This is a genomic window from Marinobacterium litorale DSM 23545 (assembly GCF_000428985.1).
Taxonomy (GTDB): domain Bacteria; phylum Pseudomonadota; class Gammaproteobacteria; order Pseudomonadales; family Balneatricaceae; genus Marinobacterium_D; species Marinobacterium_D litorale.
Window position 1 is genome coordinate 124,983 of sequence record NZ_AUAZ01000006.1, and the last position, 24,939, is coordinate 149,921.

Here is a 24,939-nt window from a genome sequence, read left to right on the forward strand (position 1 = left end):
CTTCGTTTAACGCCTCTAACCTGGAGCCACGATGGCCGATCGTAACCTAGCGCTCAATCTACTGATTAAGGCTAAAGATCTTGCCAGCTCGACGGTGCGCCGTTTTACGCGTGACCTGGATGACTCTGGCGATGCAGCCGATCGGCTCGATAAGTCATTGGCGCAGGCGGATGAGCAGGTTGATGCGGTTGAGAAAAGCTCCAGCAAGGCTGGCGATGAGGTTGGCCACTTTGCCGACGAACTGAGCGAGGCGGATAAGGCCGCTGGCCGTTACTACGACAGCACCGGGCGCCTGCGCGATGCAAATGGGCGCTTTGTAGCTGGTGCCCGCCGCGCCCGCACTGAAACCGACAAGCTCGGCAAGGAGTTCCGCGACACTTCCAAAGATGCCAAAACCCTCACCGGTCGTGTTGGGGATCTGGGTAGCAAGCTGAAAGGCTTCCTCCTCGGTGGTGCCATAGCGACTGGACTAGGCAGGCTATTCAATGGGGCGCTACGCTCCAGTGCGCAGTTCGAGCGCCAGATGAACCGAGTGGAGGCTGTCACCCGAGCCTCTGCTGAAGAGATGCGCCTGCTCACCGAAGCCGCTGAAGAGGCTGGGAGTACCACCGAATTTACCGCCACTCAGGCCGGTGAAGGCTTGGAGATACTTGCGCGTGCTGGCTTTGATGCCCGTGAGTCAGTCGAGCTGCTTCCCTCCGTGCTGGCGGTGGCCACCGCTGAAGGTGTCGGCCTTGCTGAAGCGGCGGGTCTGATATCCGACACACTCTCCGTCATGCAAATGGAGATCGGCAAGGGGGCCCAGGCGACAGATGTGCTGGCGCGTGGTTCTGGCCTGGCTAACACGCGCATGACGGAGCTGGGCAATGCGATCAGCTACACCGGTTCTTTCGCCCGTGAAGCAGATCTGGATCTGGAGCAGCTGGTTGCCGTCCTGGACGTACTGGCGAAAAACGGTCTGCGCGGTGAGCGTGCCGGTACTGGTCTCCGCGCCATCCTTGCCCAGCTCTCAGACCCGGCCAGTAAAGCATCCAAAGCGATCGCCGAGCTGGGCATCCCCACTGATAACTTTATCCAGATGATTGAGGGCCTGCGTCAGCGCGGCCCTGAAGCTACTCAAGCCATCAATGCCTTCGGTATCGAAGCGGGCCCCGCCCTCCGTGCCCTGCTCGCCGAGGGGGCAGCAGGCATTGGCGAATTTGAAGACAAGCTGCGCAGTGCCAATGGTGCCGCTAAAGAGATGGCTGACACGGCCAGTGACGATCTGATCGGTGCGACCCGAGGTTTCCAGTCCGCTTGGGACTCCCTGCGTAAGACGCTCAGCAACCCAACGCTGGAGCCATTGGCGGGACTTTTGGATCGCGTGGCTGCCAAGTTCCGGGAGATGAAAGAGGCGGGCAATCTGCGTGCTTGGGGTGAGATCACAGCGTTTGCCATTAACCGGGTCTCCGGTGCGATGCAAATGTTTTATAACACGATCACCATGCTCATTAAGGGCATTGGCGTATTTGCGTCCACTGTACTTTACAAACTGACCGAAACTGAGGTGGCGGTTGCCAAGATTCTGAACCGCATCGGTTTGGTTTCAGATGAGACAGTTAAGAGCCTTGAGATCAGTCTTGGTGCCATGGGCGCTGTTGTTGACGAGTTCATCAATGAAACCAATCAAGACCTCAAAGACATCGGTAATGGTTGGGATCTTCTTACTGGTGAAGTAACGCTAGCAAAACAAAAGCTTGACGAAGCTGTCGCGGAATCAGGCGAACAAGCCAAAGCCGCAGGCAATACGGCAGCTCAGGCGTCAGAAGAGGTTGCCGAGGCTGGTGATAACGCAGCCAACACCCTGGACCTTGCTGCCCAGAAGATCATCGCCGCGTTCAATACAGCCCGGGATGAGGGCAGCACCACCGCTGAATCCATAAAAGCCGCGTTCGAAGAGGTGGATCTAACCTCCATCGAGGGTATCACTGCCCTCGGTACCGCCATGACCGAGATCGCCGGTGAGTCCGAGGCGCTGGATACCCAGCTCCGCGAGCACCTGGCTAAAACGTTGGAGAAGATGACTGCGGAGGAGCTGGAAGCCTTCCGGCAGAAAGCGATCGAAGCCTTCGCCGATGCTGAAGATGGTGCAGGCAAGCTCGACCGAGTGCTCAACGGCGCCCTTGATGCCAGCCTGCGCAAGCTGGGTGTGGACGTAGAAGAACTGCGCACCGGCATTACATCGGTCGGGAGTTCTGCGCTCCAGTCGTTCCAGACCGTCCGCGAAGAGCTGGAACGGACAGGCGTTGAGGGTAAGGAAGCCAGCGCGATCATCAAAGCCGCCTTCGAGAAAGCATTCGATCAAGTCAGCACCACGGCGGGTTTGGATGAGCTGAAGACGCAGCTCCGTGAAGCCGCAGAGGATGGCGTTATCAGTTGGGGCGAGTACCGGAAGGAGCTGCAGAAAATAAAGGAGAAGTACCAGGAGATTGAGGATGCGGCGAAAACATCGGTCGATGGCCAGAAAAAGGCGTTAGGTGACCTTAAGAAAGAAGCGGGTAAAGCGGCTGACGAGATAAAGCGTGCTAAAGATGCGGCGAATGATGAAAACAACACAGACGGCGGAAATGGCGACGACGAAGACGACGATAGCGCCGATGATGAAGAGTCGGGCAAGCGTTCCCGTCGCTCAACCTCCTCAACAGTAGCCAACCGCCTCCGCGCCCAGGGCCGCGACGATGCTGCCGAGATCCTCCTGGAAAAGATCGCCCAGGGTGACGTCCCGCAGGGCGGGTTCCAGGGCCTCGCCGGTTACGACCGCTGGTGGGAAATGATGCAGAAGTCGGCGATCGAAGAAGCCGACAAGGTGCAGGCCAAATACGACCAGCTCGCCCAATACCAGCGTGATATCGCTGCCGGGGATGTAGACGCAGCCAAGCGCCTGCTGGCGATGCGCAATACCTTCGCAGATCTGGAAGCTGATCTTGTCGGCATCGTCACCCAAGCATCCAATCTGGTGAACAGCCAACAAGCGCCCCAGCAGCAGCCGGGGCAGCAGGTTCAGGCACCCAGAGCGGATGAAGTAGTCGTTAAATTCGATTTTAACGGCCGTCAGTTCCCCGGCAGGTTCAGCTCCTCTAACGCCAGTGAGCTTCTCGATGAGCTGGCCGGAATCGCTGAGGTGACCCGATGATCACGCTCAACGGTATTACGCTCCCCGAAGACCTGATCTGGTCCGATGAGTTCAGCTGGACGGCTGTGCGCCAGGGGGCTGATTACTCCCTGACCGGCGCGCTCATGATCGATGAAGCAACCAGGCTGGCGGGCCGTCCGATTACCCTCACCGACGGCTGGGCCAGTCGCGCACTGGTGCTGCAGCTCTACACGCTGACCCAACAGGCCGGTCAGACCCACACCCTCACAATCAATGGCACCTCCTATGACGTCATGTTCCGACAGAGCGAGGGCCCTCTATCCGCGACTCCCGTTAAACCGGTATACGCCGCCGACTTTGATGATGGCGACTGGTACCGACTCACCCTGCGATTCCTGGTGGTGTAAATGAGCGAAACAATCCTAGATACAGATATCAAACTCATGGCCTCCGAGCGCCTGGCTGACACCGAGGACGGCGGCGGCATGATGAGTGCCGTGGAGATCGTCGACGGGGTGGTTAACAACGCATTCCCCGATATCTCCCGGCTTGATCGCACCTACGGCCGCGTGAACCTGCGTAAGCTCTACGCCGCCGTGCAAACCGCGAACAAAGCGATGTACTACGGCTCCCACGTCATCATCACCGACGCCCCGGACGATCCTCGCGTATCCGTGCTGATGTTCACCACCGGCAGCTACATTGATGAGCGCACCAACGCCCGGGATCGGATCGAAAGCTACGTGGTCACCGGCCCGGAATCGCTCTACGTGCTGCTGGGGGATCAGTTAGAGGGCCAGCGCATGGTCCGCGTTTACAGTCGGCTTGATGTGAAACTGCCGGAAGTGGGCCAGGTATACCTGCTCAGCGAGGAGGACAGCAACGGCAATGTCCAGGGCGAACAGCAGTACGTACGCATCGACTCCGTAGAGCATGAAGAACAGGAGTTCGAGGACAGCCGGGGCGTCTTTATCCGCCGCGTCTACACGCTGGAGATCGGCAACCCGCTGCGCCGCACATTCCCCGGCCCGGAAACCGCGATCCGCTACTCCGAGCACGAAAGCCCGACGCTATTCCGCTCAACCCAGGTTGCGGACGCCTCCAAGTATTACGGCATCGTCAAGCTGGAAGAGGCGATCACGCCGGGGGATATGACGCTAAAAGCCGAAACCATCTTCGGGCAGCTGGTGCCATCTGCCACTGTGGAATCGCCAGTGGTGGATGTTCAGGCTGGGGTTGAGCGGGCTAACTTGGTGGCGGCTGGGGAGGAGTATAGCGTTGCCAACAACATCGAACATAGTGTGCCGGGGTCTGGCGTCAGCTTTGGCAGAGCGGTAGTGCCTGGGAGTGTTGCAGTTGCTTATGCTGATACCTACACAGGGACATCTAATTGGTCAGCGACGGACGACAGCAATGGAAACGTGGTCGATTCAGGAGGAGTGACACGAGGAACTATTGACTATGAAACGGGCGTGTTCGCTGGAGTTACAACCTATGTATACGGCATAAAAAGTTGGGTAATAACGGCGACTCCCGCCGCCGCCATACAAGACACTGCTCACACCGCCAGTGAAGAGATCGACTTCGAAAACCGGGGCTACAACTACGTCAAAACCCTCCGGCCAACACCTCAGCCAACCACGCTTTTTGTGGACTATATGTCCCAGGGTGAGTGGTACCGGATGCAGGATAATGGCCTGGGCGAGCTTGAGGACGAGTACGGCGGCACCGGCATTATCGACTACGCCACAGGCTCGGTGATCGCAACCCTGGGGGCACTGCCCGATGTCGGCAGCCAGGTTATTTATACCTGGGCAACGCCGGTCCATTACGAGCAACGCCTGACGGATCCGGACAGCGAGACAGCCTATCTCACATTTACCGTTAACCAGGGGGAAATCATCCCCAACAGCTTGACGCTTGAGTGGGATGTTAACGGCACAACCAAAACCGCCACCGATGATGGCAATGGCAACCTAACCGGCGATGCCACCGGCCGTGTTGTTTATGGCATGGGTGAAGTGGGCTGGAAGCCTGCGAGCCTGCCGGATTCCGATGCAAACCTGACGGTTCATTACGATATCGGTTTCAATCAGCAGGAAACCCCGAGCTACACCGTCAACGGTGACGATATTCAGTTGAGCGTTGCTAACGCGCCGATCCGCCCCGGCACCTTCGCGGCCACCTTCACCCAGGGCTACAGCAAGCAGGAAGTCAAAGGCGTCCGGTTCGATACCAAAACCGGCACCCGCGATTTGCGAGTGCTCGATAACGGTGATGGCACTCTATCGGTGGAAGGCACCGGCGAAGCCGGAACCATCAACTACACAACCGGCGCGGTAGTCATTCGCACCAACTGGAGCAAGTCGAATACCGAGTATGCCTATGTGAGCGGTGCCTGGGCGCCAGTGACAGTAACCGATCAATACTGGGTAACCGGCGCGGTAACGATCAACTACCAGGAGGACAGCGTAACCGCGACCAACCAGACCGAGACGCTCGCAATACCCAACGCGACAGCCAATCTGGTACCCAGCACAAACCGGCAAGTGGTGCCCGGCAGCGTCGAGTTCACCTGGAACGGCAAAACGGTCATCGATCGGGAAGGGACGCTGTACACAGATTGGGACAGACAGACCGGTGCGGCCATCGCCTGCGGAACTATCAACTATGCCACGGGAGACGTTGTGTTTGACGACTACCAGGGCGGCGGAACCAACAGCATCACCATCAAAACCCTGCTGGTTAAGATCGGCGCTTGGAGCTGTTCAGAGCTTTACTTCCGCACACCCGGTTCACCCCTGCGCCCGAGCAGTTTTTACCTCCGTGCCACCAAACCGGACGGCAGCCTGGTCGGCGCCACCGCCAACGCCCAGGGCTTGCTCGATACCAACGACATACAGGGCAGTATCGACTACGACACGGGCGTTGTTGATGTGCAGTTCGGTGCCTGGGTCAACGATGCAGACCTGACGGCTGACGATAAAGCGGAGCCCTGGTACGACGCGGCTGATGTTCAAGGCGACGGGACCATCTGGCGGCCCGACCCTGTCGACCCCGGCACCATGAAATTCAACGCCGTGGTTTACAGCATGATGCCGCTGAACGCCGACATCCTCGGCCTGGACCCGGTGCGCCTGCCCATCGACGGCCGCGTGCCGATCATCCGCAACGGCGACGTGGTGGTGATTCACAGCACGAAAACCGAGACGCTGAGCAGCCCGCTGTCCCCCGGCGAGGTTGAAACCCTCGCTTACGACCAGCTCGCCAGCTGCACGCTGATCGACGCCGAAGGCACCGCTGTCGACAGTGCCCTCTACAGCGTCAACCGCGAAACCGGCGTCGTGACAATGGCGGATCCGCTGGACCTGAGCGCATACGTTGAGCCGCTACATGCCCGGTACCGCATAGAAGATATGGCGCTGGTCAACGAAGCCCAAATTAACGGGCAACTGTCATTAGTCGGGGCCATCGGCCGCAACTACGACCCGGCAGATACCTGGGTCAGCTCAGCGCTCATCTTTGGCGACCTAGGCGCCCGTGTTCACCATGTATTCGACCAATCCAGCTGGACCGGCACCTGGTCGGATGAGCGCATTGGCGGCGAGCCGCTGGCCGAATATAACGATCTGCTCTACCCGATTCAGGTCAACAACAAAAACGCAATCCGCGAGCGCTGGGCGATCATCTTTACCAGCTCAACCACATTCAACGTGGTAGGTGAGACGAGCGGCCAAATCGCATCGGGCAACACCACAACGGACTGCGCCCCAATCAACCCGATTACCGGGGAGCCGTACTTCACGATCCTCTGGCAAGGCTGGGGCTCAGGGTGGAGCAGCAACAACGTGCTGCGGTTCAACACCGATGCCGCCCACGCTCCGGTGTGGATAGCGCGAACCACGGTGAGCGGTACGCCGACCAAGCAGGATGACTCGTTTAAATTGCAGATTCGGGGGGATGCGGACTGATGGCGAGGAACCTGGTTTCTGGTTTCGTTACCGAGGATGGAGCTCCACTATCGACCTCTGTACACATACTCGACGCGAGCACTGCAGAAAAAAAATCAACAACTCAGAGTGATGCGAATGGCTACTACGAACGAGAGTGGTACGGCGCAGAGTCTGATGTGTTGGTTTTGGCGATGCCGAGCACTCAAAGTCGACGACCTCTTGTGCATGGACCTGTATCTCCTGATGTTACCCCGCCGGTCTGGGCAACAGATGGTAGCAGCCTTGCAGGCTGGACAAATTACGGAATCACGGTTAGCGCAACAGAAGGGCTGGATCCGCCGTCGTTTCAAGTCTGGCCCTCGAATAACCGTGCATATATAGCACCCGGGGGTTCCGAGTTCGATTTCCCTGATGGGACCATCATCCGAATTATCGCAAAAGTGGCCTCGGGTGCCACTAATTTGATGAACGTGTTTTTTGCATGTGATTCCGCTGGTGCTGGTCAAATGCTGCGCCTTGAAGGTCGTTCTGCTGAGTCGTCAGGTATAGCGAACACGGCGTCGTGGTTGTCGTGGAACGCTCCACATGCAACTTTTCCGCATATCCCAGACGCAGCGTTTCACGAGTACGAAATTATCTTTAAATCCGGATCGCTGATCGACCTGATAATGGACCAACAAATCGTTTTATCAGACGAGCTGATAAGCCGGAGCGGCCCATTTATCGGTATCCATGGTGACGCTGGCAATACCGGCGGTTTTATTGATTCGATTGAAATCTACTGAGGTAGCGAAATGACCATCCGCATGACAACACCGCTGCGTACCGCTCGCGCTCAAACCATCATCGACGCCCTGGACGCCGCGGTCACACCTGGCGTTTTCGAGCAGTACAGCGGCGGTCAGCCTGACCCGGACGTGTCTGTAGACTCGATCCCGGCCCACGCCGTCAGCACCGCCTACACGACAGGGCAGTACGTCACCGCCGGCCTGCACTACTACCGCGCCGAGAACGACGGCACCAGCGCCGGTACCGCCCCGACGTGGCCGACCAACGGCGGCACCGTCACTGACAACGACATCACCTGGCAGGACATGGGCGAGATCCCGGTCCTGCTCGGCACGCTCACGCTGAGCCAGCCCTGCGGCACCGTCGTCACCACGCCGGTATCAGCGGGCGTCACCAGTGTCGCGCTCGAGTTCAGCGCCTGGACCGAGGACAGCAGCGCCGACGCCAACGGAACAGCGACATGGGGCCGCTTCCGCGACGGCGACGGCAACAACGTGCTGGACGTATCGGTGGGCCTTGAGGGCAGCGGCGCGGCCTTCACGATCAACACCACCGAGATCATCAGCGGCGGCCCGATCCGCATCAAAGAGAACACCACGCCAGCGCTGACCGAACCGGGCGCGTAACGCATGAGCTACACCGCCCGCATGGAGACGAATATGAGAATCTTGAAATGGCGGCTCCGAGTTACCGATAACCAGTCGCTGATGATGCCTGCTGGCGCTAAGGTGCTCGATGTGCAGATGCAAGGTGATAATTGCTGCCTGTGGGCGCTTTGCGACGAGCGGGAGCCAAAAGAACAGCGGTACTTTGCGATTTACGGAACCGGCAACCCGATGCCTGATACGCCCGGCAAATACATTGCCACATTTCAGATGGGCGGCGGGGCGCTGGTGTTTCATGTATTCGAGCACGCCGGCTAAATGAGCTACACGGCCCCGGCGGGTAACGCGGTCAATTTCGACTTCACCGGGGCTGGTTACACGCCGCCTGCCGGGGATGCCGTTGATTTTGTCTTCGGCGCCCCGGTCGAGATCACCGCCAGCGCGACCCTTCCAGCATTTACCAGCGGCCTTTCCCTTGAGCACGTTCAGCCACGCGACATAACCGCGGCGGCAACATTGCCAGCCCCGGCCTGGCAGATCGAACTAAACCACGCACCCCCCGGCACACTGCCGCGAGAGATCACGGCAAGCGCTACGCTTCCAGCCGTTCAGCCTGCCATTGAGCTGGCATGGTTCCCGGATCGGCGCGTTGATGCGCGGGCAATACTGCCAGGCGGCATCACGGCCAATGTGGAGCTTACATGGTTCCCTGAGCACCTGCTGACACCGGTTGCGACACTGCCCGGCGTACCCTCTGCCAGTGTAACGCTGGACTTTGACCCTACTCGGCGTATCGACCCACGGACAACACTGCCGCCCATCACCGCCGATGTGCAGCTGGCGCGTGGCCACGTTATCACCAGCGCGGTCGCTACGCTGCCGCCGATCACAGCCGATGTAAAACTGGCCTGGGGCGTTCGAATCCCCGGTACCACACTCATCGCAGCCAGCACCGCCGACGACAAAGCCGGTATTCGGTGGGGTGATGGCGCAAAAGCCGAGAACGGCCCGCGCATGGGCTACAACGATGCGCCAAAGAAAGAACCAACCATCAGTGCCCGCTGGATCGACGCACCCCGTCACGAGGCTGAACCGACGATCCCCCACGGCACCCTGCCGCAATTCGACACCGAGCGCACAGCGCCCCATGGTGACCTATCCCGTTGGGCTGACCGCAATCCCGAACTGCCGAGCAACTACCCACTGCCGACAGACCTGCTCCGGTACCAGTTGTGGGCCGACTTCGACCGAACCATGGACCGGGATCACAGCGACCCCTGGAATTACCCGATCCCGACCGACAAGACAAAGCTGCAGCCGTTCCACCGCGTTGATGATTACGGCCAACGCCTGATCTGGGACACCCGCGACTACACGCCACCGCGTCGGTACGCCGTCAATTTCGACTTCGGTGGTGGGTACTACACCCCACCTGCAGGCGAAAACGTGCAGTTCAGCTGGGGTGCCGCAAACCCCTACGAAGATCAGCCGGTACGACCAGTGGATCCAGGCCTGTCGATCAGCCACAACGCACCGCCGCCACGCGAGCACACAAACGAAATCGTATGGGGGGATGGCTATTGGGAGCGCCCGCTACCCGACTACATCGCGGAGCCAGGCTGGACGGCCGAGCCACCCGAGGAAGCCGACCGGCCAGAGCAGCCAGACATCAGAGAGGTCTACATCTTCATGCCACACGTAACGCTATACCGGATGCCGGACGGCACAGAAATTGAGGCGCTGGGCGTTAGCTGGAGCACCGACGCCGACAGCTGGGCTTGGCGGTTTAACGCGACACTGAAGCGCGAATCAGACCTGGCTCTACTCAAGCCCGACACAAATGGCCCCCGTGAGATAGGCTGCGAGATCAACGGCCACCTATTCACTGGCATGGTCACCAGCTACGCACCCACGCGCAGCTTCGGCCAGACCCGGATCCAGATCAGTGGTGCCAGCCTCAGCCGGTGGCTATCTGACCCATACGCGCCGAAGCGCTCCAAGCTCATCACCAGCGCCTACAACGCCATGGATCTGGCCGAGCAAGAGCTGCAATACACAGGCTGGACGCTGGACTGGCAGACCGCTGATTGGCTCGTCCCGGGCAACGTCCACACCTACGATCAGTTGGCCCCCATCAGCGCGATCAAGCAGCTGGCCTCCTCGGTAGACGCCATCGTCCAGAGCCACCCATCAGATAAGACCCTGATCATCAAACCACGCTACCCGTTCAACCCGCACCGCTGGGCTGAGGGCAGCACAGCGCTCGCCGCCATCCTGCCCGCCGCCATGATCCAACAGATCAGCGCCCAATACGTCAGCCGACCGCTCTACAACAAAGCCATTGTGGCCGGGGGTAAAACAGGCGGGGTACTGGTCACGGTTGTACGAGAAGGCACCGCAGGCGACGTGCTCGCACCCCAGGTAGTCGATAAATACATCACGGCAATGGAGGCAGGACAGGAACGCGGTCGCAACGCCATCGCTGCCGGTGGCGAGTGGGAGCAGATGCGCTTCGCCACCAAACTCACAGAAAGCGGCGATGCACCGGGGTTGATGCTGCCCGGCCACATGGTCGAGATCCAGGACACCGGAGAAACCTACCCCGTCCAGATCACCGGCACCACCATCAACGTGGAAAACACCAAAGACCGCCTGCGCGTGGACCAGATACTGAGCGCAGACAGGAGCGTGACCCATGCCTAACCTCTGGACCCAGTTCAAAGCCCTGACCGACAACGACGCGGTAACGGCAGGTACCATCACAAGCACGGACGGCCAGACCAGCACTGTCGAGCTGCTGAGCGGCGACAGCGTCAAAGTACGCGGTACCGGCTCAGTCGGCCAAATCGCATACATGCAGCGCGGCGAAATCGTGGAAACAACAGGGACGCTGCAGCAGTTCAATTTGATTCTTTACTAGGAGAGAGGAAGCGACCACACCAGGTGCGGCAACACCCGGTGCAGTCGCCAGAACACAGTGAACCAGCCACTGTGAGCCAGCCAAGGCTTCCCCGCCGTGCACACGGCCGGAGCAGCCTATCAGAAATAAGGTAGGTTCACATGCAGGAAATCAGATGCAGTAAGTGCCAGAAACTCTTGGCAAAAGCGCAATTTTTGGCACTAGAGATAAAGTGCCCGCGCTGCAACACGATGAACTCTCTGAGGGTCTTGAACCCCGCACCAGAGCGCCAAAGAGCGCCGATAAAGGAGATGAAGCATGGCAAAGCCCATCATCCCGTGGATCGGCGGCAAGCGTAAACTGGCCCAACATATCCTGCCTTTGTTCCCCGAGCATAGCTGCTATGTAGAGCCATTCTGCGGAGCAGCAGCTCTCTACTTTCTTAAAGAGCCCTCAGAGGTCGAGATACTCAATGATGTGAATGGGGATTTGGTGAACCTTTACCGAGTGGTGAAGCACCACCTGGAGGAGCTGTATAAACAGTTCAAATGGCTCTTATCGAGCCGACAGCATTGGGAGTGGATGCAAAACACACCACCGGAAACCCTGACCGACATCCAGCGAGCGGCTAGGTTTATGTACCTCCAAAAGCAGGCATTCGGCGGCAAGGTTGAAGGCCAGTGCTTCGGTACCACAACCACTAGCCGTCCACGGTTCAATATCTTCACGTTAGAACAGGACTTAGCCGACGCTCATTACCGACTTTCTAACGCTACGATCGAGCACCAGAGCTGGGAAAAAATCGTGGCTAAATATGACCGCCCTCACACTCTGTTCTACTGCGACCCTCCGTACTGGCAAACCGAGGGGTACGGAGTGGGCTTTGGTTTCGAGCATTACGAGCGAATGGCTGAGCTGGCGAAGTCCATAAAAGGAAGCATGATCATCAGTATCAATGATCATCCTGACATTCGTGAGGTATTCTCGGACTTTCCAGTAATCGAGATCGACTACGAGTACACCGTTGGCGGTAACGGTAAGCCCTCAGACTGTGTAGAGTTGGTATACGGTAATTGGAAGGAGCAACCTGTGCCAAAGGGGCAGCAGGGGCTATTTGAATAGGAGGCTCTATGTCACATACAGAAAGCGGGTTATCAATAGAAGACGCATTTGAGCTAGAACAGGAGCTGATAAAAGACGGCTACCGTAAGTGCTCATCGTGGCAGTCGTTGAGACCTGGCTACTACGCGATAAGGTCAAGTTCCGGGCGGGATCTCATGAGCGAGGAGAAGGTCTTCGAGATCCGCTACGAGCCGCATTAATCCCTGGGTTCGTGATGTGCCAAATACTGCGCTAATCATGGCCAAAAAAGTCGCGCGGCTACAATTGGTGACGGGGGTCAACTAGGCACCAATCTCACCCTCCAGGCGATAGTGCTCTGTTCCAAGCTAGAGGAGAAACTGGAAGGTGTTGCAACAAGAAAAAGTGGCGCGCCTGGAGGGATTCGAACCCCCGACCAACAGGATCGGAACCTGCTACTCTATCCAGCTGAGCTACAGGCGCGTCGAGAAGTGTTTGCGGAGCGCAATGTTACCGATTCATGCGCGCTTTGCAAGCGTGAATTCTGCATGACGGAGTATGGACGCCGCAGGTACTCCAACCTACTATAGGCGCAATTGTTAAACGGTGCGAAACAGCCATGACCTACTGTGTTGCCATGCGGCTGGCCGAAGGGCTGGTCTTTGCCGCAGACTCGCGGACCAATGCGGGTGTGGATAACATCTCCACCTTCCGCAAACTCTTTACCTTCGGTAACGGCAAGGACCATGCGCTGGTGCTGCTCAGCGCCGGGAACCTGGCCACCACACAGAGTATCGTTGAGTTGCTGCGACGGCGTATTAACGAGGCGGAAGAGAACCTGATGACGCTGCCGTCGATGTATGACGAGGCTGCGTACGTCGGCAAACTGATGCGTGAGATTATCGAGCGCGATACCCACAAGCAGCAGGGCCAGGGTGTGGATCTAGGCTGCAGCCTGTTGCTGGGCGGGCAGATCCGCGATGAGGAACCGCGCCTGTTTCTGATCTACCCACAGGGTAACTTTATCGAAGCCAGCATCGAGACCCCCTTTTTCCAGATCGGTGAGTTTAAATATGGCAAACCGATACTGGACCGGATTATCGAGTTTGATACACCGCTGGAAACAGCACTGACCTGTGGATTGATCTCCATGGATTCCACCATCAAAAGTAATTTGACGGTGGATCTGCCGCTGGATGTGCTGATTTACGAAAAAGACAGTTACCAACTTAACAAGACCCGCCAGATCTGCGCTGAAGATGAGCAGTTTCTGGCGCTGCGCAAGGCCTGGGGTGAAGGGATCAAGGATCTGTTCAACCGCCTGCCACGTACGGAACTCTGAGCTTAAACAACGGCCGACTAAGGTCCGCCTTTTCGTGCGGGCTTTTTTGCCGGTATAATCCCTGACCAGTTTTTTGGTGCATCTTGTCTGCCTCGCTCGGGAGGGCGCTTTGACAAGCTGCCAAGACCATTTTCTGAAAAGAGGTTGTGACTGTGAACAAATTCGCTGCTAAAGCTGTTAAAGCACTTGCCGCGCTGGGTCTTGGAGTGGCGCTGGCCAGCTCCGTTCAGGCGGCCACTTCGGATGAGGCGATCATCGAGCGCATCAAGCCGGTGGGTAATGTCTGCGTAGAGGGTGACGACAGCTGTGGTGGCGCGTCAGCTGCTCCGGCCGCGGCTTCCGGCGGTGCTCGCACCGGCGAGAGCATCTACAACGGCAAATGTGCTGCCTGTCATGGTTCCGGCGTACTGGGCGCACCCAAGTTCGGCACCAATGAAATGACGGCACGCCTGGAAGAGAAAGGCATGGAAACACTGCTGACCCATGCGATCAACGGCTTCAATGCCATGCCGCCTAAAGGCACCTGTGCTGATTGCTCTGACGATGAGATCAAAGCGACTATCGAGTACATGCTCGAAGGCTCCTGATCTTTTAGCGCACAAAAAAGGCTGCATATGCGGCCTTTTTTTGTGCCTGTGGAATGCCTAAAGATCATCGAACATCCCTTTCAGGCCGTTAAGCGTAGCATTGCCCTTGGCGCGATTCTGCTCAATACTGATTTGTCCGAGCCCTTCCGTTTCCAGGTCATCGGCGGGCAACTCCTCCAGAAAACGACTGGGTGCGCACTCCACCTCTTCACCGAACTGGCGCCGTTTTTTGGCCAGTGTCATGGTCAGTGTGCGCTGAGCTCGGGTGATACCCACATAGGCCAGGCGCCGCTCCTCTTCGATGGTATCCATCTCGATGCTGTTGCGGTGCGGCAGAAGCTCCTCCTCCATGCCCATTAAATAAACATGAGGGAACTCCAGCCCCTTACTGGCATGCAGCGTCATCAGTTGCACACGGTCAGAGTCGTCTTCCTCCTCCTGGCGATTAAGCAGATCCAGCAACACCAGCCGGGCAATCGCCTCTTCAATGCCGGCATCGGGGTCATCTTCCTGCAGGCGCTCCAGCGTGTTTTTCAGCGACTCCACCAGGAACCAGACATTCTGTATCCGCTTCTCCGCCACCGCATCACTGGAGCAGTTCTGCCGGATCCAGTCCTCGTACTCAATCTCGACAATCAGCTGGCGTATCGCATCGATGGGGTCGGACTGCACACAGCGCTGATAAAGACTTTGCATCATGCTGCAGAAGCGGCGTAAGCGCTCAATTGCGCGTTCGGGCAGCACCTGTTCCAGGCCGATTTCATCGCAGGCATCGAACAGACCGATGTGCCGTTCGGACGCGTACTGCCCTAACTTTTCCAGTGTGCTGGGCCCGATCTCACGGCGTGGCAGATTGATGATTCGCAGGAAGGCGTTGTCATCGTCACGATTCACCAGCACCTTCAGATAACACATCAAGTCCTTGATCTCGGCGCGGGCGAAGAAGGAGGTGCCGCCACTGATCTTATAGGGCACCTGGTAGCTCTGGAGCTTCACTTCCAGCAGGCGGGACTGAAAATTGCCCCGGTAGAGGATCGCAAAATCGCGGAACGGTATTCTTTCCCGCAGATGCCGGTCGAGAATCTCGGTGGCAATCCGGTCGCACTCGGCATCTTCATTGCGTGTATGAAGGACACGAATCGGATCACCATAGCCCATCTCGCTCCACAGTGTCTTGTCAAAGACATGGGGGTTATTCGCAATCAGTGTATTGGCGGCTTTCAGAATACGGCTGGTGGAACGGTAGTTCTGCTCCAGCTTGACCACTTTCAGGCCGGGAAAATCCTCCTGCAACTGAGCCAGGTTCTCGGGACGTGCACCGCGCCAGGCATAGATCGACTGATCGTCATCGCCCACCACGGTCAACGCCGAGCGGTGTCCCACCAGCTGTCGAACCAGGCGATACTGGGACAGGTTGGTATCCTGATACTCATCCACCAGCAGATAACGTATCCGGCCCTGCCAGCGCTCCAGAACATCCGGCTTTTCTGTGAATAACCGCACCGGAACCAGAATCAGATCATCAAAATCCACGGCATTATAGGCGCGCAGGTTGCGGTTATAGGCCTCATAAGCCCGCGCTGCCAGAATCTCCTGAGGGCCGACAGCCAGTTCCAAAGCCTGTCTGGGTTCCACCATATCGTTCTTCCAGGCCGATATCTGATGCTGGACCCTCTGTACATGATCCACGTCCTCGTCATGGTGGAGCAACAGGTCCCGCAAAAGCGCTTTGCTATCCTGATCATCGAAGATGGAGAAACCGGGTTTGAATCCCAGGGCTCGATGCTCGCGGCGGATTATATTCAAGCCCAGGTTATGAAAGGTGGAGACCGTCAGCCCCCGGCTGGCGCTTCCTGCAATCAGATTTCCGACGCGCTCCTTCATCTCGCGGGCCGCTTTGTTGGTAAAGGTTACTGCGGCTATATGGCGTGCCTCGATACCGCACTCCTGCACCAGATAGGCGATCTTGCGCGTAATCACGCTGGTTTTGCCGGAGCCGGCACCGGCCAGCACCAAAAGGGGGCCGCCTATGTAGTGAACCGCCTCACGCTGGCGGGGGTTCAACTTATTCATCACAGAAACCTAAACATTGGACCGATGCGGCCGATGAGACTTTTAAGGGCCTTAGCTCATAAATTGACCAAGCCGCCTTAAATAACCGAGTTAAACGCTTGTTTTAAGCCGAAAGCTTTGGTGATATTCTGGTTCAGCTCACGTATGGGGATGCTATTATCGCATGAGTGAATCAATTTTAAGAGCGTCCCGCACCACAGCAATACAGGCCGCCCCACTCGTAGTCTCAGAAGGACCGGCAGATGCTGGCAGTAGAACAGGCAGTCGATAACAGGAGCCAGCCGCTGTTGCTGCTCGACCCTCTGAGGTGCCTGGAGCCGGCCATCTCTGCCTGTCTGCGCCCGGAAGACTGTTTCACGCTATCACACTGCACCGACTCTCAGATGCTGCTTGAGCAGATAGAACCTGGAACGTTGCTGCTGTGCAATGCTGATGCGTTTGAAGATACACAGGCGCTGATAGAGCGTGTCCACCTGCACTTCCCGGGTGTGCCTATCATTCTGTTTAGTCAGCAAACCACTCAATTGGATCCAGGTAACCTGCTCAGCCAGCCTTTAATCGACTGGCTCAGCCTGGACCGTCTCGACCGGGAAATGTTGATCCGCGCCCTGCGCTACGCCCAATGCACCTGGCGTAACCACGACGCCCTGGCCCGGCTACAGATGACTGATCCTCTCACCGGCACCGGTAACCGGCAGTTTTTCTATAAAGCGCTGGTCAACAGTTTGAAAGAGCACCGCCAGCTGGCTCTGATTAACATCGATATCGACGGTTTCAGCCGGCTCAACAACGAGCTGGGCCACGATGGCGGCGACGAACTGGTTCTGGAGCTCAGCCATCGCTTGGCGGAATGCCCTCAGATACAGCACCTGTCCCGCATTGGCGCCGATGAGTTCGCGCTGATTCTGGCTGTCGAAGAGCCGGACGTGCTTGAACACCGCACCAAACAGGTGGTCGCCGAGCTGGTCGGCTTGCTGTTGCCCTGTTACACCCTGGGCGACATCGACAAATCCCTCTCCTGCAGCATCGGGATAGCGCTGGCACCCGACCACAGTGACGAGTTCGACACACTGATCAAGCAAGCAAGTCTCGCCCGTCTGCGTGCCAAAGAGATGCCGGGCACCAGCTATGCGATTTTCGACCCACATCAGGATCAGGCCGTACAGTCCGAGATTACGCTGGAGCCTGAACTCTGGCGCGCGCTGCAAAAAGAGGAGTTTGTCCTCTATTATCAACCCAGAATCGACCTGCGCACGGGCTCCATTATCGGTGCAGAAGCGCTGATTCGGTGGGAGCATCCTGAGCGGGGGATCGTGCGACCGGATGAATTTATTCCCGCGTGCGAAAAGTCCGGGCTAATTGTGCCGATCGGCTATTGGGTGATTCAACGGGCCGGTCGTGATATGAACCGGATCCGAGAGGCCGGTTTACACGGTCATATTGGCGTCAACCTATCCTTCCGCCAGTTCCAGGACAGCTACCTGGCACGCACCATCGAGCGACTGATCGACCAGTTCAACATCAACACCGAGATGCTGGAATTTGAGTTAACGGAAACCGCCCTGTTCAGCGACGAACGTCACGTAAGGGAGTGTATCAAGGCCTTGAGCAGCCTGGGGATCGCCTTCTCGCTGGATGATTTCGGTACCGGCTACTCCTCGTTCTCACTGCTTCAGAAGCTGCCCGTTACCACACTGAAAATCGATAAATCGTTCGTGGCCGGGATCCCCGGAAACAGCGATGACGAAGAGATCGTACGCGGCATCATCAGCCTTGCGCACAACATGAACAAGAATGTGATTGCCGAAGGCGTAGAAACCAAGGCGCAACTGGAGTTTCTGATTGGCCAGGATTGCGACCAGGTACAGGGCTACTTTTTCAGCCCACCGGTTAACCTGGAAACCTTTCTGCGCATGCTGGATAACAACCAGCTACAGGCGACGCCCTAACTCTGATTCGACTGTCCGCGAAAGATCACCGCTTCCAGCAAACAGGCTTCGTCGATTGACTCAATACCCTGCAGATCAGCCAGAGTTCGCGCGACCCTCAACAGACGATGACAGGCTCTGGCGGAAAGGCTGTGCTTTTCCATCACCCGGCTCAAAAGCCGCCGTCCCGCTTCAGACAGCGCACAGTGGATCATAAGCTGGCGATTATCCAGATCACGGTTCACACAACCCTGCCTTTGCAACTGACGCTCCCGTGCCACCAAGACGCGTTGGCGGACTTGATCGCTGCTTTCCCCCGGAACACCCGGCTCCAGTAACTCATCCGGTGGCAATGCAGGTACGGCCAGTTGCAGATCGATCCGATCCAGCAGCGGGCCCGATATCCGTTGCTGATAGCGTCGCACCTGATCTGGGGAGCAATGACAGCGCTCGGTACCATCGCCGAAATAGCCGCACGGACAGGGGTTCATCGCCGCCGCCAGCAGGAAACGGGCCGGATAGCGCGTCGAGTGCGCCGCTCTGGAGATCAGAATCTCACCGGTTTCCATCGGCTCACGTAATACTTCCAGTACCCGGCGCGGAAACTCCGGCAACTCATCCAGAAACAGCACACCTTGATGGGACAACGAGATCTCACCCGGGCGCGGGCGCCCTCCGCCACCGACCAGTGCCACGGCAGATGCGGTATGGTGCGGCGAACGGAAAGGTCGCCGTCCCAGGCAGGCGGATGCAACAGGCAGGCCTGCCACCGAGTGAATCGACGCCACCTCCAGGCTTTCATCCGCAGCCATGGGCGGTAACAGGCCGGGCAGCCTGGACGCGAGCATGCTCTTTCCACTGCCCGGAGGCCCCAGAAAAAGCAGGTTATGCATCCCGGCCGCGGCAACCTCAAGCGCACGCCGGGCCTGTAGTTGCCCACGTACATCCCCGAGATCGGCCAACGGCTTACCGCCGTCATCCAGCGGCGGGCGCTGATGGGGTGATATCCGTGTTTCGCCCTGCAGATGAGCACAGAGGCCCAGCAGGTGCGACACCGGAATCACGACCGTCCCTTCGCTCATGGCAGCCTCGTCAGCATTGGCTGCGGGGACAATCAGTGTGCGCTGCCGTTGTCCACAGGCAATCGCCGCCGGAAGCACACCCCGGACCGAACGTACCTCCCCCGAGAGTGCCAGTTCGCCAATTACTTCCAGATCAGAGAAGCCTTCGCGCTTGATTTGTCCGGATGCGGCCAGGATGCCCAGCGCAATCGCAAGGTCATAGCGACCACCCTCTTTGGGCAGATCCGCCGGCGCCAGATTGATGGTGATGCGACGTTGGGGAAAATCGAAACCGGCGGTGATCAGTGCGCTGCGTACGCGCTCACGGCTCTCTTTCACCGCCGTTTCCGGCAGCCCTACGATGGAAAGAGACGGCAAACCGCCCGATAGGTGAACTTCAACCTGGACCGCAGGCGACTCTACGCCCAGCTGCGCCCGGGTCTGTATAACAGATAGCGACATGACACCGTCCCTGGGTCATGGGCTGATCTCAGATGACCAATCAGCCGTCGTTAGTTTGGGGTTGTGTACCGGAGCGAGTCTGCTCGAGCTCCGCGACACGTTTTTCGAGTTTTTCTACCAGCTCCCGGGTTCTGGCAAGCACAGCCATCTGGGCATCAAACTCGTCGCGGGTGACCAGATCCATGCGGGAAAACGTGCTCTGCACCAGCGTGCGGACCTGTTGTTGCAGCTCATGTTGACCCGGCAGTTCACGCGCATTTTCAAACAGTTGGCCAAACTGAGTGGTTAGACTGTCGATCAATTTCTGATGCATAAACGCTCTCCATCCGGGCCTTTTCAATGACTGTAACTATACCGTCTAGGCCCATCATTGTCAGGCACGATCAGAGGGCAAACCATGCCCGCACCATTAGAATGCACGCACCAACATAGTGCACAAAAAGTGATCAATTCTCACTGCCTGGGCCGTAAAGGCGCGGTTCACTTTTTAATCAAAGCAAACAGCATATTGTTTTTTAAGCACTTTTTTTTAGTGGCACAGTTTTGGCTTAAACGAGACACAACCGAGGCGTGACGCGCCCCTAAGCAGCGCACACCTCGTTCGACTTTATCCAAGGGGGACACATAGAGATGAAACTGATTTCAGCCATAATCAAACCGTTCAAGCTGGATGACGTACGGGAATCGCTGTCTGACATCGGCGTTCAGGGCATCACCGTTACTGAAGTGAAAGGCTTCGGTCGTCAGAAAGGTCATACCGAACTCTACCGGGGCGCAGAATACGTCGTCGACTTCCTGCCCAAGGTTCGCATCGATGCTGCGGTTTCTGATGACATCGTCGACCAGGTTCTGGAAGCGATTAGTAAAGCCGCTCAAACCGGCAAAATTGGCGACGGTAAAGTCTTCGTCATGCCGCTGGAAGAGGTGGTTCGTATCCGCACCGGTGAAACCGGTAACGACGCGCTCTAATCCTCGTCAAACCAACTTGATGTAGTAAGCCTGATGGAGGGCTAACCCGATGGAAGAACTTCTGAATACAACGGCTGGGGATGTGACCCAGCTGAAATATGCATTGGATACCTTCTACTTCCTGGTATGCGGTGCATTGGTCATGTGGATGGCTGCCGGCTTTGCCATGCTTGAGGCGGGCCTGGTCCGTGCCAAGAACACCACCGAGATTCTGACCAAGAACATCGCGCTGTTCGCGATCGCTTGCATCATGTACTTCGTTTCCGGCTACGCCATCATGTACGGCGGCGAGTACTTCCTGACCGGCATCACCGGCGATGGTGTTGCTGATGATTGGACCTATGCACCGTCCGCTGACTTCTTCTTCCAGGTTGTGTTCGTTGCAACCGCCATGTCCATCGTATCCGGTGCTGTCGCCGAGCGCATGAAACTGTGGTCCTTCCTGCTGTTCGCAGTCGTAATGACCGGTTTCATCTATCCGATGGAAGGCTCCTGGACCTGGGGTGGCAACGCCGTATTCGGCATGTACACACTGGGCGACCTGGGCTTCTCTGACTTCGCCGGTTCCGGCATCGTACACATGGCCGGTGCTGCTGCTGCTCTGGCGGGTGTCCTGGTACTGGGCGCTCGTAAAGGCAAATACGGCAAGAACGGTGAGATCAATGCGATTCCGGGCGCCAACCTGCCGATGGCGACACTGGGTACATTCATCCTGTGGCTGGGCTGGTTCGGCTTTAACGGCGGTTCCGTACTGGCAACCTCCGATGTTGAAAACTCCAACGCGGTTGCCGTTGTCTTCATGAACACCAACGCCGCTGCGGCCGGTGGTGTTGTCGCTGCCATGATCGTTGCTCGCATCCTGTTCGGTAAAGCGGATCTGACCATGGCCCTCAACGGTGCCCTGGCTGGTCTGGTTGCCATCACCGCTGAGCCGTCTACACCGTCCGCTCTGCAGGCCACCATCTTCGGTGCCCTGGGTGGCGTGCTGGTGGTATTCTCCATCATCACTCTCGACAAAATGAAGATCGACGATCCGGTCGGTGCAATCTCTGTCCACGGTGTTGTCGGTCTGCTGGGTCTGCTGCTGGTACCGGTGACCAACGATGGTTCCAGCTTCTCCGGCCAGATCATTGGCGCCCTGACCATCTTCATCTGGGTCTTCGTTGTCAGCCTGATCGTATGGTTCGTAATCAAGGCCATCATGGGCGTCCGCGTCAGCGAAGAGGAAGAGTACGAAGGTGTCGACCTCTCCGAGTGCGGTATGGAAGCCTATCCGGAGTTCGCTTCCAACAAGAAGTAATTTCGGACTCTAAAGAGGCCTGTAAAGAGGGAGCCCCGGTGGCTCCCTCTTTTCGTTAATGACGTCAATGCGTGATGCCGCTATTGTAGGTATACTGATGCATCCGGCAGCAACTTGAATTGCAGTACGGCACAGTGCCTGCGTCTAACGATAAACGAGGAGTAGAAGATGAAACTGGTATCTGCGGTGATCAAACCGTTCAAGCTGGATGACGTTCGTGAAGCGCTCTCCGATATCGGGATACAGGGTGTCACCGTCACCGAAGTTAAAGGTTTCGGTCGACAGAAGGGGCACACCGAGCTGTATCGTGGTGCCGAGTATGTGGTGGATTTTCTACCCAAAGTGAAACTTGAAGTGGCTATTGATGACAACATGGTCGATCAGGTCATTGAAGCGATCAGCAAAACCGCCAATACAGGCAAGATCGGTGACGGAAAAATCTTTGTTTCGCCGCTGGAGCAGGTTATTCGCATCCGCACCGGCGAGAGCGGCTCAGACGCGCTCTGAGCATCGATATTCATCGGTTCACCTCAGCCAGTCAGTCGCAGATCATGTCGTTCGACTTCACCACCCGCCCCATCCGCTCTGTTCCCGCGCGGAGCCGAGCCTTGGGATGGCAGAGCCGGACGGGCAGCGCCAACAGGGTTAAGAGTCACGCATGAAGCAGTCGTGTGCACTCCATATCATTGAAGGACTTAAAACATCGCCCGTCGGTGTCTGTCTACTTGATCGTGACGGCTACTGCCACCACCCCAATAGCAGCCTGCTCACGCTGACGGCCCAAACCGAGGCCGATACAGAAGCGCTACTGCACGGTGAAGGGCGGCGCCAGTTACTGGATAAACTGGGCAGCCTGTTCGCGGGCGAAATCAGCAGTTTCACGCTGCACCATTACCGGATCAACACTGCGGCGGGGGCCCTGGACTTACAGCTGCACATATCGCTGATTCGTAACGAGCAGGGTCAACCCGAGTCGGCACTGGCGTTGATCCATGATCACAGTGAGCAGCGCCAGCGGGATCTGGAGCTGAAACAGCTCTCCAATGCGGTGGAGAACAGCGGCAGCGCCGTGGTTATCACCGATGCCGAGGGCAACATCCAGTACGTCAACACCCGGTTTTCCGATATCAGCGGCTATCACCTCAACGAGGTCATCGGCCGCCAGCCCTCGTTTCTGAAATCAGGCAATACACCCAGAGAGGTGTATGCGGAGCTTTGGGCGACGATCAGAAAGCATCAGAAATGGCGCGGCACACTGCATAACCGCCGCAAGGATGGAAGCTTTTACTGGAGTCTGCAGTCAATCTCGCCGATCCTCGATGAGAACGGTGTGCTCACCAACATTGTTTCGGTCAGTGACGACATTACCCAGCTCAAGGAACATCAACAGCAGATGGAGCGCCTCGCGTTCTTCGACCCGCTGACCGATCTGGGTAACCGCCGCCATTTTCGGGACAAACTGGAAGAGCGGCTGCGCAGCCGTAGCGATAATGTCAGCGCTTTACTGCTGCTGGATCTTGACCACTTCAAGAAGATTAACGACACCATGGGCCACGAGGCGGGCGATACGCTGCTGCGTACCGTCGCTAACCGTCTTCGCTTCTGTGTCAACGCTCCGCATACCGTCTATCGCCTGGGTGGCGATGAGTTCACGGTACTGCTGGACGACCTGCACTCAATTGATCGTATTCGTGATTATGCCGACGATATTATCGAGCTGCTTGCCCAACCCTTGGATATCGGCACTCACCAGATGCAGGTTACCGTCAGCATCGGTATCACGCTGATCGGAATCGATGCCATGGACGTGAGCAGCCTGCTGCGCAATGCAGACTTGGCCATGTACCGCGCCAAGCATGTGGGCCGCAACACCTACCAGTTCTACAGCCCCGAGATGAACTCGGAGGCGCGCCGGGCCCTGACCCTGGAACACGATCTGCGCCAGGCACTGGATCGCCAGGAGCTGTCTCTTCTCTACCAGCCACAAATCGATCTGCAAAGCGGACGCTTGGTTGGGATGGAAGCATTACTGCGCTGGAACCACCCGATTGAGGGCCCGATTCCGCCCACAGAGTTTATCCCCATGGCCGAAGAAACCGGCCTGATCATACCCATCGGACGCTGGGTCTTGCTGCAAGCCTGCCGTCAGGCTCAAGCGATACGTGAGCAGATGGACAGCCACTTCCGCGTAGCGATCAACCTCTCGGTGCGCCAGTTTGATGACCTGGGTCTCCTGTCTACCGTGGAGTCCGTGCTGCGAGAAACCGGGTTGCCCGCGGACGCCCTGGAGCTGGAGATCACCGAAGGGCTGATGATGGAAAACTTCGACTCCTCGGTGAAAGTACTCGGCCAGCTCAAACAACTCGGCGTCACGCTGGCTATCGATGACTTTGGTACCGGTTACTCATCACTGAGCTACCTGAAAAAAATGCCGGTCCATGTTCTAAAAATAGATCGCTCCTTCGTACAGGATATTCCGGAGGACCGGGATGACCTGGCGATCACATCGACCATTATTCTGATGGCTCGGCAGCTCGGTTTACAGGTCTTGGCGGAAGGTATCGAAACCGAAGAGCAACGACAGTTCCTGCTTGCTTCGGGCTGCCCCATCGGCCAGGGTTACCTGTTTGATAAACCCCTCCCTGTAGAAACCCTGATTGAGCGCTACCTCGCATCGCCTCCTGCCAGCAGCCAATAGTCACAACTTACACACATATAGCACCCAATCAAAAATGCCAATTATCCTTTTGATTTTAAA

Annotated in this window: 20 protein-coding genes and 1 tRNA gene; 17 read left to right on the forward strand and 4 right to left on the reverse strand. The window is 57.5% G+C overall.

The features are described from left to right. Positions 1-31 precede the first annotated feature (31 nt). The 10 genes from G403_RS0107180 to G403_RS0107220 all read left to right on the forward strand — a co-directional run bounded on the left by G403_RS0107180 (position 32) and on the right by G403_RS0107220 (position 12,501). A complete protein-coding gene (locus G403_RS0107180) occupies positions 32-3,172 on the forward strand; it encodes a phage tail tape measure protein (protein ID WP_027853390.1) in 3,141 nt (1,046 codons plus the stop codon). Further along, a complete protein-coding gene (locus tag G403_RS0107185) occupies positions 3,169-3,540 on the forward strand; it encodes a hypothetical protein (protein ID WP_027853391.1) in 372 nt (123 codons plus the stop codon). Before G403_RS0107180 ends, G403_RS0107185 begins: the two co-directional genes overlap by 4 nt. Further along, a complete protein-coding gene (locus G403_RS0107190) occupies positions 3,541-7,104 on the forward strand; it encodes a hypothetical protein (protein ID WP_027853392.1) in 3,564 nt (1,187 codons plus the stop codon). Then, positions 7,104-7,871 (forward strand): hypothetical protein, encoded by a 768-nt coding sequence (locus G403_RS0107195; RefSeq protein WP_027853393.1) that lies wholly within the window; start codon positions 7,104-7,106, stop codon positions 7,869-7,871. The genes G403_RS0107190 and G403_RS0107195 overlap by 1 nt, the downstream gene beginning before the upstream one ends. 9 nt (positions 7,872-7,880) lie before the next feature. Then, positions 7,881-8,501, forward strand: a complete 621-nt coding sequence (locus tag G403_RS24415) for a hypothetical protein (protein WP_051298680.1) — start codon at positions 7,881-7,883, stop codon at positions 8,499-8,501. Between the two features lie 3 nt (positions 8,502-8,504). Further along, a complete protein-coding gene (locus G403_RS0107205) occupies positions 8,505-8,798 on the forward strand; it encodes a DUF7352 domain-containing protein (protein WP_156899658.1) in 294 nt (97 codons plus the stop codon). Beyond that, positions 8,799-11,183 carry a hypothetical protein gene (locus G403_RS24420; RefSeq protein WP_051298685.1) on the forward strand — a complete coding sequence of 795 codons (2,385 nt, stop codon included), beginning with the start codon at positions 8,799-8,801 and terminating at the stop codon, positions 11,181-11,183. It begins immediately after the preceding gene. After that, positions 11,176-11,400: a hypothetical protein gene (locus G403_RS0107215; protein ID WP_027853395.1), complete on the forward strand. Its 225-nt coding sequence runs from the start codon at positions 11,176-11,178 to the stop codon at positions 11,398-11,400. Before G403_RS24420 ends, G403_RS0107215 begins: the two co-directional genes overlap by 8 nt. A gap of 140 nt (positions 11,401-11,540) precedes the next feature. After that, positions 11,541-11,738, forward strand: a complete 198-nt coding sequence (locus G403_RS24890; RefSeq protein ID WP_084403969.1) for a Com family DNA-binding transcriptional regulator — start codon at positions 11,541-11,543, stop codon at positions 11,736-11,738. Then, positions 11,698-12,501, forward strand: coding sequence for a DNA adenine methylase (locus tag G403_RS0107220; protein ID WP_027853396.1), 804 nt, complete (start codon positions 11,698-11,700; stop codon positions 12,499-12,501). Before G403_RS24890 ends, G403_RS0107220 begins: the two co-directional genes overlap by 41 nt. A 364-nt stretch (positions 12,502-12,865) precedes the next feature. Here G403_RS0107220 and G403_RS0107230 read toward each other — a convergent pair. Beyond that, positions 12,866-12,942, reverse strand: a tRNA-Arg gene (locus G403_RS0107230). Positions 12,943-13,078: 136 nt separating this feature from the next. Between G403_RS0107230 and G403_RS0107235 the strand changes: the two genes are divergently transcribed. Together G403_RS0107235 and G403_RS0107240 are read left to right on the forward strand one after the other, a co-directional pair. Further along, a complete protein-coding gene (locus tag G403_RS0107235; RefSeq protein ID WP_027853398.1) occupies positions 13,079-13,801 on the forward strand; it encodes a proteasome-type protease in 723 nt (240 codons plus the stop codon). A gap of 152 nt (positions 13,802-13,953) precedes the next feature. Beyond that, complete coding sequence (locus G403_RS0107240) at positions 13,954-14,388, forward strand: c-type cytochrome (protein WP_027853399.1); 435 nt, start codon at positions 13,954-13,956, stop codon at positions 14,386-14,388. Between the two features lie 57 nt (positions 14,389-14,445). Here G403_RS0107240 and rep read toward each other — a convergent pair whose 3' ends face one another. Then, positions 14,446-16,461 carry a DNA helicase Rep gene (gene rep / locus G403_RS0107245; RefSeq protein ID WP_027853400.1) on the reverse strand — a complete coding sequence of 672 codons (2,016 nt, stop codon included), beginning with the start codon at positions 16,459-16,461 and terminating at the stop codon, positions 14,446-14,448. Between the two features lie 242 nt (positions 16,462-16,703). Here rep and G403_RS22555 point away from each other — a divergent pair, with 242 nt between their 5' ends. Beyond that, entirely contained in the window at positions 16,704-18,410 is a 1,707-nt protein-coding gene (locus tag G403_RS22555) for a putative bifunctional diguanylate cyclase/phosphodiesterase (RefSeq protein ID WP_051298687.1), read from the forward strand. Here the strand turns inward: G403_RS22555 and G403_RS0107255 are convergent. Beyond that, a complete protein-coding gene (locus tag G403_RS0107255) occupies positions 18,407-19,912 on the reverse strand; it encodes a YifB family Mg chelatase-like AAA ATPase (protein ID WP_027853401.1) in 1,506 nt (501 codons plus the stop codon). The two genes, G403_RS22555 and G403_RS0107255, sit on opposite strands and share 4 nt — an antisense overlap. 40 nt (positions 19,913-19,952) lie before the next feature. Beyond that, the gene (locus G403_RS0107260) at positions 19,953-20,225 is read right to left on the reverse strand and encodes an accessory factor UbiK family protein (RefSeq protein ID WP_027853402.1); all 273 of its coding nucleotides are present in this window, start codon (positions 20,223-20,225) and stop codon (positions 19,953-19,955) included. A gap of 317 nt (positions 20,226-20,542) precedes the next feature. On the opposite strand from G403_RS0107260, the gene glnK (G403_RS0107265) reads away from it, so the two are divergent. The 4 genes from glnK (G403_RS0107265) (at position 20,543) to G403_RS22560 (ending at position 24,879) form a co-directional block, all read left to right on the forward strand. After that, complete coding sequence (glnK, locus tag G403_RS0107265; protein ID WP_027853403.1) at positions 20,543-20,881, forward strand: P-II family nitrogen regulator; 339 nt, start codon at positions 20,543-20,545, stop codon at positions 20,879-20,881. Between the two features lie 49 nt (positions 20,882-20,930). Continuing rightward, the gene (locus G403_RS0107270) at positions 20,931-22,181 is read left to right on the forward strand and encodes an ammonium transporter (RefSeq protein WP_027853404.1); all 1,251 of its coding nucleotides are present in this window, start codon (positions 20,931-20,933) and stop codon (positions 22,179-22,181) included. A 168-nt stretch (positions 22,182-22,349) separates the two neighbouring features. After that, positions 22,350-22,688: a P-II family nitrogen regulator gene (gene glnK, locus G403_RS0107275; RefSeq protein WP_027853405.1), complete on the forward strand. Its 339-nt coding sequence runs from the start codon at positions 22,350-22,352 to the stop codon at positions 22,686-22,688. A 151-nt stretch (positions 22,689-22,839) separates the two neighbouring features. After that, a complete protein-coding gene (locus G403_RS22560) occupies positions 22,840-24,879 on the forward strand; it encodes a putative bifunctional diguanylate cyclase/phosphodiesterase (RefSeq protein ID WP_051298689.1) in 2,040 nt (679 codons plus the stop codon). Positions 24,880-24,939: the final 60 nt, after the last annotated feature.